Source organism: Algibacter luteus, from assembly GCF_030344935.1.
Lineage (GTDB): Bacteria > Bacteroidota > Bacteroidia > Flavobacteriales > Flavobacteriaceae > Arenitalea > Arenitalea lutea.
The window spans coordinates 2,834,644-2,850,918 of record NZ_CP128313.1; the positions used below are offsets into that span (position 1 = coordinate 2,834,644).

Annotated in this window: 20 protein-coding genes; 19 read left to right on the forward strand and 1 reads right to left on the reverse strand. The window is 34.9% G+C overall.

Annotated elements, in window-relative coordinates:
- The first annotated feature begins 46 nt into the window (after positions 1–46).
- From O5O44_RS11890 to O5O44_RS11910, 5 genes are all read left to right on the forward strand, one after another.
- A complete protein-coding gene (locus tag O5O44_RS11890) occupies positions 47–1,759 on the forward strand; it encodes a sodium:solute symporter family protein (protein WP_289194546.1) in 1,713 nt (570 codons plus the stop codon).
- Positions 1,752–2,726 (forward strand): Gfo/Idh/MocA family protein, encoded by a 975-nt coding sequence (locus O5O44_RS11895; RefSeq protein WP_289194547.1) that lies wholly within the window; start codon positions 1,752–1,754, stop codon positions 2,724–2,726. The genes O5O44_RS11890 and O5O44_RS11895 overlap by 8 nt, the downstream gene beginning before the upstream one ends.
- 110 nt (positions 2,727–2,836) lie before the next feature.
- Positions 2,837–3,310: a hypothetical protein gene (locus tag O5O44_RS11900; RefSeq protein WP_289194548.1), complete on the forward strand. Its 474-nt coding sequence runs from the start codon at positions 2,837–2,839 to the stop codon at positions 3,308–3,310.
- Positions 3,300–3,500 (forward strand): helix-turn-helix transcriptional regulator, encoded by a 201-nt coding sequence (locus O5O44_RS11905; RefSeq protein ID WP_019387291.1) that lies wholly within the window; start codon positions 3,300–3,302, stop codon positions 3,498–3,500. Before O5O44_RS11900 ends, O5O44_RS11905 begins: the two co-directional genes overlap by 11 nt.
- Positions 3,501–3,583: 83 nt before the next feature.
- The gene (locus O5O44_RS11910) at positions 3,584–3,721 is read left to right on the forward strand and encodes a hypothetical protein (protein WP_289194549.1); all 138 of its coding nucleotides are present in this window, start codon (positions 3,584–3,586) and stop codon (positions 3,719–3,721) included.
- 18 nt (positions 3,722–3,739) lie between these two features.
- On the opposite strand, the gene O5O44_RS11915 is transcribed toward O5O44_RS11910, so the two are convergent.
- A complete protein-coding gene (locus O5O44_RS11915) occupies positions 3,740–4,594 on the reverse strand; it encodes a DUF2911 domain-containing protein (RefSeq protein ID WP_289194550.1) in 855 nt (284 codons plus the stop codon).
- A 312-nt stretch (positions 4,595–4,906) separates the two neighbouring features.
- Here O5O44_RS11915 and O5O44_RS11920 point away from each other — a divergent pair, with 312 nt between their 5' ends.
- The 14 genes from O5O44_RS11920 to O5O44_RS11985 all read left to right on the forward strand — a co-directional run bounded on the left by O5O44_RS11920 (position 4,907) and on the right by O5O44_RS11985 (position 16,274).
- Entirely contained in the window at positions 4,907–5,563 is a 657-nt protein-coding gene (locus O5O44_RS11920; RefSeq protein WP_019387294.1) for a TetR family transcriptional regulator C-terminal domain-containing protein, read from the forward strand.
- Between the two features lie 6 nt (positions 5,564–5,569).
- Positions 5,570–6,883 (forward strand): ABC1 kinase family protein, encoded by a 1,314-nt coding sequence (locus O5O44_RS11925; protein WP_289194551.1) that lies wholly within the window; start codon positions 5,570–5,572, stop codon positions 6,881–6,883.
- A complete protein-coding gene (locus tag O5O44_RS11930) occupies positions 6,880–7,512 on the forward strand; it encodes a flavin reductase family protein (protein ID WP_289194552.1) in 633 nt (210 codons plus the stop codon). The genes O5O44_RS11925 and O5O44_RS11930 overlap by 4 nt, the downstream gene beginning before the upstream one ends.
- Before the next feature lie 50 nt (positions 7,513–7,562).
- Positions 7,563–8,993: an SDR family oxidoreductase gene (locus O5O44_RS11935; protein ID WP_289194553.1), complete on the forward strand. Its 1,431-nt coding sequence runs from the start codon at positions 7,563–7,565 to the stop codon at positions 8,991–8,993.
- Entirely contained in the window at positions 8,980–9,123 is a 144-nt protein-coding gene (locus O5O44_RS11940) for a DUF2256 domain-containing protein (RefSeq protein WP_289194554.1), read from the forward strand. The genes O5O44_RS11935 and O5O44_RS11940 overlap by 14 nt, the downstream gene beginning before the upstream one ends.
- Complete coding sequence (locus tag O5O44_RS11945) at positions 9,099–10,409, forward strand: DASH family cryptochrome (RefSeq protein WP_289194555.1); 1,311 nt, start codon at positions 9,099–9,101, stop codon at positions 10,407–10,409. The genes O5O44_RS11940 and O5O44_RS11945 overlap by 25 nt, the downstream gene beginning before the upstream one ends.
- Positions 10,410–11,942: a cryptochrome/photolyase family protein gene (locus tag O5O44_RS11950; RefSeq protein WP_289194556.1), complete on the forward strand. Its 1,533-nt coding sequence runs from the start codon at positions 10,410–10,412 to the stop codon at positions 11,940–11,942.
- A complete protein-coding gene (locus tag O5O44_RS11955) occupies positions 11,932–13,404 on the forward strand; it encodes a cryptochrome/deoxyribodipyrimidine photo-lyase family protein (RefSeq protein WP_289194557.1) in 1,473 nt (490 codons plus the stop codon). Before O5O44_RS11950 ends, O5O44_RS11955 begins: the two co-directional genes overlap by 11 nt.
- A 131-nt stretch (positions 13,405–13,535) precedes the next feature.
- Entirely contained in the window at positions 13,536–13,964 is a 429-nt protein-coding gene (locus tag O5O44_RS11960) for a hypothetical protein (RefSeq protein ID WP_019387301.1), read from the forward strand.
- Positions 13,961–14,233, forward strand: a complete 273-nt coding sequence (locus O5O44_RS11965; protein WP_289194558.1) for a TIGR03643 family protein — start codon at positions 13,961–13,963, stop codon at positions 14,231–14,233. The genes O5O44_RS11960 and O5O44_RS11965 overlap by 4 nt, the downstream gene beginning before the upstream one ends.
- 52 nt (positions 14,234–14,285) lie before the next feature.
- The gene (gene folE, locus O5O44_RS11970; RefSeq protein WP_289194559.1) at positions 14,286–14,981 is read left to right on the forward strand and encodes a GTP cyclohydrolase I FolE; all 696 of its coding nucleotides are present in this window, start codon (positions 14,286–14,288) and stop codon (positions 14,979–14,981) included.
- Between the two features lie 4 nt (positions 14,982–14,985).
- Positions 14,986–15,210 (forward strand): hypothetical protein, encoded by a 225-nt coding sequence (locus O5O44_RS11975; RefSeq protein ID WP_019387304.1) that lies wholly within the window; start codon positions 14,986–14,988, stop codon positions 15,208–15,210.
- Positions 15,211–15,352: 142 nt separating this feature from the next.
- Positions 15,353–15,568 carry a hypothetical protein gene (locus O5O44_RS11980; RefSeq protein ID WP_019387305.1) on the forward strand — a complete coding sequence of 72 codons (216 nt, stop codon included), beginning with the start codon at positions 15,353–15,355 and terminating at the stop codon, positions 15,566–15,568.
- A 22-nt stretch (positions 15,569–15,590) separates the two neighbouring features.
- Positions 15,591–16,274, forward strand: coding sequence for an SDR family NAD(P)-dependent oxidoreductase (locus O5O44_RS11985; RefSeq protein ID WP_289194560.1), 684 nt, complete (start codon positions 15,591–15,593; stop codon positions 16,272–16,274).
- The last annotated feature ends 1 nt before the right edge of the window (position 16,275 follow it).

Sequence of the window (16,275 nt, forward strand, 5' to 3'; positions counted from 1 at the left end):
CATTTATTTTATTGTGTTTTACCTAATCACCAAATCCTTTTAAAACATGCAAACTTTAAGTTGGATTGACTGGTCGGTTCTTGGTGCAACATTAATTGTTATCGTAGCATATGGCACGTGGCAAACCCGAGGTAGCCAAAATGTAAAAGATTATTTAAGAGGCGGAAACACCTCAAAATGGTGGACTATTGGTTTATCGGTTATGGCAACACAAGCCAGCGCCATCACCTTTCTATCAACTCCTGGGCAAGCCTTTAACGATGGTATGGGCTTTGTGCAATTCTACTTCGGATTGCCTATTGCCATGATTGTGATTTGCATGGTGTTTATTCCCTTGTATCATCGCCTAAAAGTTTACACCGCTTACGAGTTTCTTGAAAATCGTTTCGATTTAAAAACCAGAACCCTAGCGGCTATTCTGTTTTTAATCCAACGCGGATTAGCGGCAGGCATTACCATTTTTGCGCCTGCTATCATCTTATCGGTGGTATTAGGTTGGGATTTACTCACATTAAATATTGCCATTGGGCTTTTAGTGATTATTTATACCGTTTCTGGTGGAACCAGAGCTGTAAACGTGACTCAAAAGCATCAAATGGTTGTGATTTTTATTGGGATGCTTATCGCCTTCTTTTTAATAGTCGATAAACTACCTCAAGATATTACCTTCACGAAAGCTTTAGAAATTGCTGGTGCCAGTGGTAAAATGGAGGTTTTAGATTTTTCGTTTAGCTTAAATAACCGCTACACCTTTTGGAGTGGTATTATTGGCGGAACCTTTTTAATGCTGTCTTATTTCGGGACAGACCAAAGTCAGGTGCAACGATACTTATCAGGGAAATCGGTTAAAGAAATGCAATTGGGTTTAATTTTCAACGGACTTTTAAAAGTACCTATGCAATTCTTTATTCTTTTGGTTGGGGTTATGGTTTTTGTGTTTTATCAGTTTAATGAAGCGCCTGTAAATTTTAATCCCACAGCAACGGAATTGGTTTTAAATTCAGAGTTTGCTGAAGAATATAAAGTCTTGCAAAACGAGCAACAACTAATTTTTAGAGACAAGCAAAAAATAATTGAAGCTTACACCAGTTCAAATAATCCAGAGGTTGCCAAATTTATTGCAGCAGCTAATGCCGCCAATGAAGACATCAGACAGGAAGCCAGAACCCTCATTGATAAAGCTTCGGAAAAACAAGACCTAAAAGTAGAAAGTAACGATAAAGACTATGTGTTTATTCATTTTATTTTGAATAATCTCCCACGCGGATTAATAGGCTTATTGCTCGCGGTTATTTTAAGTGCTGCCATGTCGAGTACCGCCAGCGAATTAAACGCTTTAGGCTCTACAACAGCCATGGATTTATACAAACGAAATACCAGCGAAAAAACCGAAATCGAAATGGTTGCAGCTTCTCGTTGGTTTACATTTTTATGGGGCATTATTGCCATAGGCGTTGCTTGTGTGGCGAATCTTGCTGAAAACTTAATACAGTTAGTTAACATTATTGGGTCTATTTTTTACGGGAATGTTTTAGGTATTTTTCTATTGGCTTTCTTTTTTAAATTTGTAAAAGGCAATGCGGTTTTTATCGCCGCGTTAATAACGCAAGTATTCGTGATTGCACTGTATTTTTTAAACGAATACGAATACATAAATCTGCCATTTTTATGGTTGAATTTTGTAGGCTGTATGATCGTTATTGCAATTGCCTGTTTATTACAAATAGTAACACCAAACAACAAAACAGCACATGGCTAAAACCATACATTGGGGCATTATAGGATTAGGTAATATCGCCCATAAATTCGCAACCGATTTACTAACCGTTGAAGGCGGTAAACTGTACGCCGTAGCCTCAAGAAATCAAGAAAAGGCTGATGCTTTTGCAAACAAATACAAAGCTCCGAAAGCTTACGACACTTACGAAGCCTTAGCCAAAGACCCGAATATTGATGCCGTTTATATTGCAACACCACACGCATTACACCATGAAAATACCTTACTATGTTTAGAGCATGGTATTGCTGTGTTATGCGAAAAACCTTTTGCGATGAATGCCGATGAAGTGGAAAAAATGATTGCAAAAGCCAAAGAAAAAAACGTGCTCCTTATGGAAGCACTTTGGACCTACTTTTTACCACATTACCAGTATGTTTTAAAAGCACTCAAGAGTGAAACTTACGGAAAGGTTTTAAAACTAGAAGCCGATTTTGGTTTTAACCGACCGTTTGATGATACCTCGCGACTATTTAATAAAGCATTAGGTGGCGGAAGTTTATTAGACATTGGCATCTACCCTATTTTTGCGGCACTTTCCACTTTAGGGAAACCGAAATCTATTGAATCCGAAGCGACTTATTTTGAAAACGGTGCAGACTCGTCTTGCCATATGGTTTTTGATTATGGTAACGACGTAAAAGCCATTTTAAAAAGTACTTTGATTGAAGACACCGCAACGGAAGCCATATTTTATTGTGAACGTGGTACCATTAAAATAAATACGATGTTTCATATGCCCACGACGGTAACGTTAATTCCGAAAACAGGTACAGCTGAAACAATAGATTTTAATTACAAGACTATTGGCTACAACTACGAAGCCATACATTTTACTAAACTCTTACAAGAAGGAAAAACCGAAAGCGATGTGATGACTTTTGAGTTTAGCCAACAACTTATCAAGACTTTAGACCAGGTTAGAAACCTCATCAATTTAGAATATTAGCCAACTAATAGTTTAGTTTTTACGACTTTAAGTAATTTTTATTTGTCTAAATGTAAAGTTTGTTTTACTTTTGTTACATCAATCATTTTAATCATCTAAAAAACGAACACATGAAAACAAATTATTTATTACCACACAAGTATAAAATCTTTGGATGGATTTTATTCATTCTGGGCATTATTTACGGTTTGGTTATTGCCGCTTCAGGATACGACCACGAACCGCTGCGCATGAAAGTATTGGCCTTATTTTACGAAGGTATTTTAGAACCTTACAACGGTAACATTGCTAACATTATTGAAACGGGCGTATCAAACGAAATAGCCTCTATAGCCATAATTCTTGGCGGACTTATAGTTGGATTTTCAAAAGAAAAAATTGAAGATGAGTTTATTTATAAGCTGCGCAAAGATTCTTTAGTTTGGGCAATTATTTTCAACTACGCGGTATTAATTTTTACAATATTATTTATTTACGACTTAACATTTTTTCATGTTTTGGTTTACAATATGTTTACGCCTTTGGTATTCTTTATCCTTCGTTTTAATTTTCTTAAACTAAAATCGAATAGCCATGAAGAATAGTATAAAAGTACAGCGGGCCATTCATGACATGACGCAAGCCGATTTAGCCGAAAAAATTGGTGTGAGCAGGCAAACCATAAATGCCATGGAGAAAAATAAATATGTGCCTTCTACGGTGCTTTCGCTAAAAATTGCTAAGCTTTTTAAGGTTCCTGTTGAGGACATTTTCTTTCTGGAGGACTCGGACTAAACGTAAAGCACATACTTTAGCGGATACCCGCGCTAACGATTGCAGTGGTTAGCTTTTGGCGAGGCGTGCATCGAGCCAAAACTATGAACGAAAAGCGTGACCCTTGTGGTAGCCTGCCTGATGGCAGGCAGGCGCCCAAATACAAAAAGCGTAACCCAAAATTGGATTACGCTTTTTTAAATATCTATAAATCTGAAGAACTAATTAGTCTAAAAATCTAACCAGTCTAAAGATCTAATCTACATTGCCCCCCACTCTTTTAAAACATCTTCGTTCTTTTTAATGAAGGCTTCGTACTTGGCTTCTTTGGCTAGCTCTAACGATGCTTTAGCTGCTGCGATTGCATCTTTAGTATTACCAGCTTTGGCATGAATTAAGGCTTGTTGATGAATGAACCAGAATTTAGGTTTATCCTTTGTCATGTCCACAGCTTTATCAATCCAAGTAACGGCTTTATTAATGTCGTGGTTTGCCTCAAGATAGTAAACAGCCGATTCAAAATAATCTTGCGCTTTTGGCGAATCGCTACTCATTACGTCTTTAATACTTGCCATAACCGCGGCATCTGTTGGCACCGTAAAATCAACTCCAACCCAAGTTTTTTCCCAAATAAACTCCAGTCTACCACCAGTGTTGGTTATGTTATTAATATCAATAGTAAACGTCTCTACATTGAATGGTATAGGATACATTTTTGCAGTCGTTTTTACAGCTACATAATCCGGGTTGAATTCTTCTGGAGTGCCAGAATCTTTACCATCGTTATAAAAAATGATATTCCAAGATTCTGCACTAGGAACGGTAAAAATCGAGTAAGATCCTGCTTTTAACGTTTGTCCGTCAAAAGTCGCATCGGTACTAAACGTAATTTTGGTTCTTGCATTTGCTCCGGTTCGCCATGGTTTGTCAAACGGTACTAAATCGCCAAAAATAACACGATCTTTCACTCCTGGTCTGGAGTATTCAATAATAACATCGGTTAATCCCACCTTTTGTTCTATTTTAGAAAATGGGCTTGGTGCTGGCGTTTGCACTTGTGCGTTAACGGTGTACAATGTAGCACACGCCATAAATAATAAGAGTATTTTTTTCATGTTAGTAGTTATTAATAATTAAGTTTTAAACATCATAAAATTAATCAATATTAAATCGGTTAGTGTTAACAAAAGCTTAAAAAACAACTTAATACATTACAGAATAATTATTTGGGCATTCCCCAAGGGTCGGGCTTTTCGTTAAAGTTTTGGCTCTATGCACGCCTCGCCAAAAGCTACCACTACAATCCCTAATGCAATCCCGTAGTTTTAGGCAACTATAGGATTATCTTATCATGCTATCAAATATTTTGTTTAACTTTTTTTATTATTTGTTAAACATTTTATATCTTTACAACAAATTTAGAAGTTATGGCAAAGAAAAAAACAGTTTCAAAAAACGATATCATTACCAATTATATGGGTTATGTGTTAGAGCACGACCAAAATCCGAAAAGCGTTTACGCCTTCGCTAAAGCTAATAATTTTGACGAGGCTAAATTCTACGAACATTTTGCATCGTTCGAAGCTATAGAGAAAGGAATTTTCGAAGCCTTTTTTGTAAACTCTTTAGAAGCACTTGACAATAATGAGGATTACAACATTTTTGATGCTAGAAACAAACTATTAAGTTTCTATTACACCTTCTTTGAAAACCTGACTGCCAACCGCAGTTATGTAACACACGTTTTAGACAAATACAAAAGCGACTTAAAAGGGTTAAAAATGCTATCTGGTTTAAAGCAACACTTTACCGCATACATTGGTGCTTTGGGCATTCAAATGTTAGAGATTAAGCAAGAACAAATAGAAAAAATACAAGATAAAGCCCTTAAAGAATCGGCGTGGTTACAATTGTTGCTCACCATGAAATTTTGGCTTGATGATACTTCGGCATCTTTCGAGAAGACCGATATTTTTATCGAAAAATCAGTCAACACCACTTTTGATGTGCTAGATATTGCACCTTTAAAAAGCGTGTTAGATTTAGGAAAATTTCTGTTTAAAGAAAAATTTCAAATGAACTAAGACCTTATGAAAACTATAGATAGAATACCTACTTCAAAAATACAACGTGCCAGCAAATTGGTGTCTACGGGCGCTAAAGTTGGCGTGAATTATTTGAAATATTATGGCGACAAGATTGTAAGTACCGAAGAAGATGCCAAAGCACGTTTAAACAAAAACAATGCTACCGATATTTACGATGGGCTAAAACAACTCAAAGGAAGTGCGCTTAAAGTGGCACAAATGCTAAGCATGGAAAAAAGTATACTTCCGCAGGCTTATGTGGAGAAATTTTCTTTAGCACAATTTTCGGTACCACCATTATCGCCACCATTAGTAATCAAAACATTTAAAAAATATTTTGGAAAACATCCAAATGATATTTTCGATACTTTCAACGCAACTTCTGTAAACGCTGCCAGCATCGGTCAGGTGCACTTAGCAGAAAAGAATGGGAAAAAACTTGCTGTGAAAATCCAATACCCAGGAGTTGCGGAAAGTATTGCTTCAGATTTAGCTATGGTTAAACCTGTTGCTATGAGTATGTTTAATATTAAAGGAAAAGATTCTGACAAATACTTTAAGGAAGTTGAAAACAAACTGGTTGAAGAAACCAACTATATTTTAGAGATTGAACAAAGCAAGGAAATTGCCAAAGCATGTTCGCACATTTCTAATTTATCGTTTCCAAACTATTACGAAAATTTATCCTCAGAACGCATCATTACCATGGATTATATGGTTGGTGAGCACCTCTCTGAGTTTACTGCATACAATCAAGATCAAGAAAAAGCCAATAAACTAGGACAGGCACTTTGGGATTTTTACATGTACCAGATTCATAATCTGAAAAAAGTACATGCAGATCCGCATCCGGGGAATTTCTTAGTTTCTGAAAAAGGAGAATTAATAGCACTAGACTTTGGGTGTATGAAAACCATACCTATGGCATTTTATACACCCTATTTTGAACTAGCCAAAAAAGAAAACATTAGTAACAAAGCGTATTTTATTGATAAATTGTACGAACTTGAAATTCTAAGAAACGACGATAGCAAAGAAGAGTTAGAATTTTTTACAGCCATGTTTCACGATATGTTGAGTTTGTTCACACAGCCTTTTCATCAAGATACTTTCGATTTTTCCGATGACGAATTCTTTGGTAAAATTGCCGAATTAGGTGAACGTTATTCAAAAAGTACCGATTTAAAAAAGATGAATGGTAATCGCGGTTCGAAACACTTCATTTACATTAATCGTACATTTTTTGGTCTTTATAACCTCATGTTCGATTTAAAAGCTCAAGATATTCAAATCAATAATTATCTTAAATTATCATGACTTATTTTAGTGAATCCGACATAGAGAATTTAGAGCATATCTACAAAATCAACTTGATAAATAGTTGTTCTGGATACAAATCGGCCAACCTTATCGGAACAAAATCTGTTGATGGTATTGAAAATGTAGCGGTTTTTAGTTCGGTGACGCATATAGGCTCAAGTCCTGCTATGCTTGGTTTCTTTTTAAGGCCAACAACAGTCATTAGAAACACCTACGAAAACTTAAAATCCACAGGATTTTATACCATAAATCATATTCATCAAAACATAACAGAAGAAGCACATCATACCTCTGCAAAATATGATGCTTCAATCTCTGAATTTGATGCGACTCAATTAAAATCAGAATATAAATCTGAGTTTTTGGCACCTTTTGTAAAAGAAGCGCCTATTCAATTAGCAATGCAATTTGTTGAAGAGTATAACATTAAAGCCAATAATACCATTTTAGTTATTGGTAAAATTGTGGGCTTATATATTAATGGTGATTTGGTGGAGGACGATGGTTTTGTTAACTTAACAAAAGCCAAAGTAGCTGCAATTAATGGTTTAGACGGATACGTGATTCCAGAAACCAAAACACGCTATGGCTACCAACGCCCAAAAGAACTAAAAGCTAGTTTCTAAATTAATCTTCGAATTAGTAATAATTCGTGCAATGCGTATTAAACTAAGGCATGAAAATACTTGTAACTGGTGCAACAGGATATATTGGTAAACGCATTGTTCCCTTTTTAGTTAATGAAGGGCATCAAGTGGTTTGTGCCGTTAGAGACAAGTTACGAGCTGAGAAAAGTTATTTTGAAGAAGAACTGATTGATGTTGTTGAAGTCGATTTTTTAAAACCTGAAACACTACACAACATCCCGAAAGACATAGATATAGCTTATTATCTTATACATTCTATGTCTAACACCTCCAAAGATTTTAAATCGTTAGAAGAGCGATGCGCCGTTAATTTTAAAGAAGCTCTGGAATTTACAGATGTAAAGCAGGTTATTTATTTAAGCGGTATTACCAATGAAGATAAGCTTTCAAAACATTTACAATCTAGAAAAAACGTTGAAGAGCTGTTAGAATCTTCAAACTATGCCTTAACCATTTTTAAAGCTGGAATTATTGTGGGTTCCGGTAGTTCATCATTTGAAATCATAAGAGATCTTGTTGAAAAACTCCCAGTAATGATTGCGCCTAAATGGCTAAATACCAAAACGCAACCATTAGCGGTTCGCGATGTATTAGCATTTTTAACCAGAGCCGCAGGTAACGAAGCAGTATACAATAAATCTTACGATGTTTTTGGTCCGGAAGTGTTAACCTACAAACAAATGCTGTTACAATTTGCTGAAGTAAGAGGCTTAAAGAGATACATTCTTACGGTGCCAGTTATGACCCCAAAATTGTCATCTTACTGGTTGTATTTTGTAACCTCAACGTCATACAAATTAGCAACTTCTTTGGTAGACAGTATGGGAGTTCAAATTATTGGAAAAGCCAGCGATATTAATTCATTATTAGACGTTAACCCTTTAACTTACAAAGAAGCCGTGGCCTTAGCTTTTGAAAAAATAGAGCAAAATAGCATCATCTCAAGTTGGAAAGATTCTATGGTAAGTAGCGGCAGGTTGGGAAAGCAATTGCATAAATACGTTAATGTCCCCAAGTACGGATGCTTTACAGATTATAAAGAACGACCAATTACAGATGCGCAAAAAACTATCGATAAAATTTGGGCCATTGGTGGTACAACTGGATGGTATTATGGTACTTTTTTATGGCGTATTCGGGGTTATATCGATAAACTTGTTGGTGGTATTGGATTAAGACGCGGGCGCACAAGCCTTACAGAACTTGATGCAGGTGATGCCCTAGACTTTTGGCGTGTTATTTTTGCTGATAAAGACCAACAGAAACTACTACTATACGCTGAAATGCGATTGCCTGGTGAAGCATGGTTAGAATTTAAAATTGAAGATAATTTACTAAAACAAACCGCAACTTTTAGACCTCGGGGACTTTGGGGAAGGCTTTATTGGTATACTGTGTTGCCTTTTCACGGATTAATTTTTAACGGCATGATTAACAAATTAGTTGATGTCCAATCATAAAAAAAACAACCTACCACAAAAAATATGTGTTGTTTGTGAAAAGCCATTCAGCTGGCGAAAAAAATGGGAAAAGAATTGGATGAATGTAAAATATTGCAGTGAACGATGCAGACGGAACAAAACAACATAGGATTAGTTTGGTTTAAAAACGATTTACGCGTTCATGACAATGCCGTATTAAATAAAGCTATTTCAGAAAACGATAAAATTATAGGCTTATTTTGTTTTGAACCTCAGCTTTTCGAGAAAGTCCCATTCGGATTCAGAAAAACAGAAAAATACAGAGCTAAATTTCTTATTGAAACTATTCATGATTTAAAACAGCAACTTAAGTCTTTAAATATTGAGCTTTTTGTATACCACGTTCAACCTGAAAAAATCATACCTAATCTAGTTTCAGATTATCAAATACGGAACATTTATCTACAAAAAGAATGGACCAGTCAAGAATGTAAAACGATTAATAATGTAAAATCTTCACTTCCTGAAAGCGTAACATGGCATGCGATTTACAATCAGTTTTTATTTCATCCAGCCGATATTAATTTAGAAATACCAGAGATTCCTCAAGTCTTTACCAACTTCAGAAAAAAAGTAGAAAAAGAAAGTCGAGTAAGACCTTCTTTAACCGAGCTTTCAATTCAACAAGCATTAGAAATTAATAACCTAACGGAAATCCCATCGCTTAGCAATTTGGGATTTGACGAATTTGAAACACATGCGAACACCGCGTTTCCATTTCAAGGTGGAGAAACCGCTGCTTTAATAAGACTAGACAACTATTTTTTTGAATCTAAAAAATTGGGCTTTTACAAGAAAACAAGAAACGGATTAATAGGGACAGATTTTAGTTCGAAATTTTCACCGTGGTTAGCAAACGGCAGTCTTTCACCTAGAACAATTTATTGGGAAGTTAAAAGATTCGAAAAAGAACACGTTAAAAACGAATCGACGTATTGGCTCATTTTCGAATTAATTTGGCGCGATTATTTTAAATACATCTCGTTAAAACACGGCAATGCCATTTTTAAAATTGGAGGTATTCTTGATAAAAATTACGACTGGAACACCAACCAATCTATGGTCGAGCATTGGATAAATGGAACAACAGCCTCACCTTTCGTTAATGCGAATATGCTAGAGCTTAAAAAAACAGGATGGATGAGTAATAGAGGTCGACAGAATGTAGCTTCATATTTTTCGAAAGAATTGATGTTAGACTGGAGAATTGGTGCAGCCTATTTTGAATCGATGCTCATAGATTTTGATGTACATAGCAACTATGGCAACTGGATGTATGTATCGGGTGTAGGCAACGATCCAAGAGATAGAAAATTTAATGTGCAATTACAAGCGGAACGATATGACCCAAATGGGAAATTTCAAAACTTATGGTTACAAGAAACCCTTTTCTAAATGAAAACACTTAGACTCATACTTGGCGATCAACTCAACATGAAACACTCGTGGTTTAAAGAAACTAACGATAGTGTTTTGTATTGTATGTTTGAAATGCGTCAAGAAACTGATTATGTTACGCATCACATTCAAAAAGTTATTGGGTTTTTCGCAGCAATGCGTCAGTTTTCCGAAGATTTAGAAAGCAAAGGGCACGAAGTTGTTTATTATAAAATTAACGATACAAATAACACCCAGAATTTAACGGATAACCTTTCACAATTAATAGAAAAAAACAACATTGAAACCTTTGAATATCTGGAACCCGACGAATATCGATTAGACCAGCAATTAGCGGAGTACTGTAATTCGCTCAGCATAAAATCTAGCGTTTTTTCTACCGAACATTTTTATACAAAGCGTTACGATTTGCAAACTTTCTTTAAAGGAAAGAAACAGTATCTCATGGAAAATTTTTATCGAGATATGCGTAAAAAACATGATATATTAATGCATGCAGGCCAACCTGAAGGTGGTAAATGGAATTTCGATAAAAGCAATAGAAATAAATGGAAAGGCGATGTTGAAATACCTGCTTATAAATTATTTAAAAACAAGGTTGATGATATTGTTTCTGATATTGAAAAATCTAAAATAAAAACCATAGGTGAATTTGATACCAAAACCTTCTCCTATCCTATTTCGAGAGCACAAGCTTTAGAGCAACTAAAATATTTTTGCGAACAGTTATTAATTCATTTTGGAGATTATCAAGATGCGATGCATACAGATGAAACATATCTCTTCCATTCCCGATTATCTTTTGCGATGAATTTAAAACTTATTTCTGCTAAGGATGTCGTGCAGAGTGTTTTGAATTACTATCGTAAACATGGTGAGGATATCGACATTTCTCAGGTTGAAGGTTTTATTAGGCAAGTTATTGGATGGCGCGAATACATGCGCGGTATGTATTGGGCTTTAATGCCAGAGTTTAAGAATCAAAACCAACTGAAAAATCAAAATAAGTTACCTGACTTTTTCTGGACAGGAAACACCAAGATGAATTGCTTGAAGCAGGCTATTGATAATTCATTAGAAACCGGGTATGCACATCACATTCAACGCTTAATGATTACTGGAAATTATGCGCTATTAACAGAAACACACCCAGATGAAGTGGACCATTGGTACTTGGGGATTTATGTAGATGCTGTAGAATGGGTGCAACTCCCCAATACGCGAGGCATGAGTCAATTTGCTGATGGTGGCAAAATAGCAACAAAACCCTATGTATCTTCCGCTTCATACATTAACAAAATGAGTAATTACTGTGACAGTTGCCACTACAATAAAAATAAAAAAATTGGAGAAGATGCCTGCCCATTCAATAGCCTATACTGGCATTTTCTTGATTCTAAAAGACCACAATTACAAGATAATTTTAGGATGAAAATGATGTACAGCGTTTTAGATAAAATGAAAACGCAAGATGTAGACGAAATCAAAAAAAGAGCTCAACATATTATAAATCATCAAGATGAATATTAAGCCACAAATACATGTTGTTTGGTTGAAACGCGATTTGCGCTTGCACGATAATGAGGCTATTTTTAATGCTCTAGCTACTGGTAAAAAGGTATTGTTTTTATATAGTTTTGAGCCTTTACTTATTAACGACTCACATTACAGCGAGCGTCATTGGAATTTCATCAAAGAATCGTTGGTAGATTTAAATAACGAACTGAAACGTTTTGATTCAAAAGTATTGATTGTTCAATCCGATATAATCGCGGTATTCAATCAATTACTTACAAAATATCAAATAAACAAAATCTTTTCACATCAAGAAACAGGACTTTTGGTTACCTACAATCGCGATAAAAACTTTAAACGATTCTGCAAAAACAACCTTATTGATTGGATAGAAAACATAAATAATGGTGTACAGCGCGGATTAAAAAATCGGGAGCAATGGACGGCGCTTTGCAATGCCTTTTTTGAAATTGAGGCTTTACCTTTTCAACCAAAACCCAATCAGTTATTGAGTATTAGCGACATTGAAATACTTGAGGCAAATTTTAAAATCCCTAATTTAATTACACCTCAAACTACAGCATTCCAAAAAGGTGGACGAAGCATGGGTTTGAAATACTTAAATTCCTTCTTTGAAACACGCTACCCTAATTATATGCTTCATATTTCAAAACCAGAATTAGCTAGAAAGAGTTGTAGTAGAATTTCACCTTATATTGCTTGGGGCAACTTATCAATAAGAGAAGTCTATCAACAAGCATATCATCTAAAAAAAACGGCAAAACATAAAAAAGCTTTAGAAGCCTTTATGTCGCGTTTACGATGGCAAGCCCATTTTATACAAAAATTTGAAATGGAACATACCATGGAAGAAGCCAGTATCAATAAAGGGTTTCATAAACTTAAAAAAAGTATTTCACAAGAGTATTTAGAGGCTTGGAAAACAGGTCAAACTGGATATCCGCTCATTGATGCTTGCATGCGATGTTTAAACGAAACAGGATATTTAAATTTTAGAATGAGAGCTTTGGTAGTATCTTTCTTAACGCACAATCTGTGGCAACCTTGGCAAGAAGCCACCACCCATTTATCGCAGATGTTTCTTGATTTTGAACCGGGTATTCATTTTCCGCAATTACAAATGCAAGCCGGTGAAACTGGAATTAATATGCTTCGTATTTACAACCCCGTAAAGAATAGTTTAGAACACGATCCGGATGCTTCATTTATTAAAAAATGGGTACCAGAACTAAAACTTTTAGATACGCCTTTAGCACATCAGCCCTATTTAATGACGCCTTTAGAAGAACAGTTATTCAATTTTAAACTAGGCGAAGATTATCCGTATCCTATTGTAGCGTTAGAATCTAGTCGTAAAAAAGCAGGTGACATTCTTTGGAATCTTCGAAAAAACAAGAAAGTAAAAGCAGAAAGCCAAAGAATTCTTAAAAAACATATTGTAAAAAATAGGTTTTAAGAATTTCAATCTCCTCATTTTCAATTATTTAATCAAAATAATAGAAAAAATCAATAGTGCTATGATAATTTTTGTTTAATTTATTTCGTAAAAAGTTAAACATTTTGTAAATTTGAGTAATAGATTACAAAATGATACTAAACACAACACACTTTAATAAAGAACACAAGCAGTTACTAAGCGATTTGGTAGGTGTGCCTTTTTCATTTTTAGAAGCATTTAAAATGAAAGGTGTTGGGTCAAAGCGTATGATCATTGAAGATGTGAGTCCAAATTTACAGTTATATATGAATCTTGTTTCAGATATTAATTACGCCAACATCGAGTTGCGTAAAAACGGGGTTCTCATTTACATTAATAAAGGATTACAAAACTATACTTGGGCTATTCCATACTATCAATTGGTGATCTATAAAACAAACGGCGCAAGCATTCATGCTCAAGGAAGATACATTCACTTTAAAAATAACAAAACGTTTAGAGAGAACAAATCATTTTTCAGAAAAATGCTTGATGAAAAGATTAGGTACGATGAAAAATATAATTTTTTAGGCGTATGAATTTAACGATCAATGAAATTGATAGAATAATTGAAATGGCCTGGGAAGACCGAACCACATTTGAAGCCATTAGATATCAATTTAAACTCGATGAGCAACAAGTTATTGAGCTCATGAGAAAAGAAATGAAACCAAGTAGTTTCAGGCTTTGGCGAAAGCGAGTACAAGGAAGAAAAACCAAACATGAAAAATTGAGAGTTTTTGAAAAAGGACGATTTAAATGCAGCAGACAAAAGCAAATTACGCACAACAATATTTCAAAACGTTAATAACGTGCTTTGATTGAATTAAAACCTCAAGACAGCACATAAAAAAGAAGCTATGGAAATAGAAAAATTAATCACTAAAAAAAACGGTAATAAATTGAATGGTTTCACTTTGGAAGACATTGGAAACGATCATTTATTTACAGGTTTAGAAACACCAATGAAACCAGATGCTTTCAAACTTTCGGATTCTGAAAAGAAAGCGCGTATTGCTATTCTGTTTGAAGAAATTATGGATGTTATGGGTTTAGATTTGAATGATGATTCATTACAAGGAACACCCGAGCGTGTCGCTAAAATGTATATTGATGAGATTTTCTCTGGACTAAACCCTGCCAATAAACCAAAGGTTGCTTTGTTTGACAACAAGTACCAATACAACCAGATGTTGATTGAAAAAAATATTACGTTTTATTCAAACTGCGAGCATCATTTTGTACCCATTATAGGGAAAGCGCATGTGGCTTATATATCATCTGGAAAAGTTATTGGGCTTTCAAAACTAAATAGAATTGTTCAGTACTATGCCAAACGACCACAGGTGCAAGAGCGCTTAACTAACCAGATTGCGAACGAGTTAAAATCTATTTTAGAAACCGATGATGTTGCCGTAATAATCGATGCCAAACATTTATGTGTGTCTTCAAGAGGTATAAAGGACGACACGTCCTCAACCGTTACGGCTTATTATGGCGGGCAATTTAATACATCAGAAAAAATAACAGAATTACAGAACTATATAAACACTTAAAATTATGGATTTAATAAACAAAGCATTAGAATTTGAAAAAAGAAAAATGAGATCTTTATCTACTAGTGACCGAGTAAAAATCTCTAGAGAAGCCAAAGCCTTAATTTTGGATTTAAACCAAATTTACAAGGTTAAAAAAGACGAAAAAATCATGGATATCATGAAACGTTTAACCGTAATAAAAAGAAAGGTAGAAAAGCGATTAAAAGGTGCGCCTCTAACTGCTTAACTATTAAAAACAGACTATTCTTTTAAAGAAATATTAAAAATTTCCTAATAAATCTATAGAAAAATAGTTAATCTCGCATAATTTACTATATTGCCAAATTCGTGCACAAATCGCACAATTTTAGTAAGATTAAAAACAAATTATGGAGATTATTGAAAAAGCTTTAGAGTTCGAAAAACGCAAGCACACTTTCAAAACAACAAGTGAGCGCATCGAATCGTCTAGAGAAGTTAAAGATTTAATATTAAGCTTAAACACAATATACAAAAAAGACAAAGATCCTGAAATAATGGACTTGATGAAGCGCTTAACAGTCATTAAGCAAAAAATTGAAAAAAGGCTAAAGGGCAGGCCATAACATAAACTATGCCCTGAAACCTATGAAAACAATAATAGTAGTTGGTGGAAGTAAGGGCATTGGAAAAGCTTTAGTAGAAAAGCTTTTAGCTCATAGCAATGTTATAAACATTAGCAGAAGTACTCCCGAAATATCGCATCAAAATTTAACACACTACAGTTGCGATATTATACAGAACGATTTACCCGAAATTGAATCAGCAGATGGTTTAGTATACTGCCCAGGTAGTATTAACCTAAAACCTATTGCTCGCTTAAGTATAGACGATTTTAAAAATGATTTTGAAATTAATGTACTTGGTGCGGTTAAAGTGATACAGAAATACCTCCCGATTCTTAAAAACGGAGAGCACCCATCTGTGGTTCTTTTTAGTACGGTGGCGGCCAAATTAGGTATGCCCTATCATGCCAGCATAGCAGTTGCAAAATCTGGCGTTGAAGGTCTAGTAAAATCATTAGGAGCAGAATTAGCGCCGACTTTACGCATTAATGCCATAGCGCCAACCGTAACAGATACCGATCTTGCATCGAAATTGTTGAGAAACGAGAAAATGATTGAAAACATAACAGAACGTCATCCACTCAAAAAGTTCCTTTCTCCAGAAGAAGTGGCAGAAATGGCTGTGTTTTTACTATCTGATGGCTCATCTTCAATATCTGGTCAAATATTCGAAATGGATTGTGGCATTGTAAGTTTTAAAATATAAG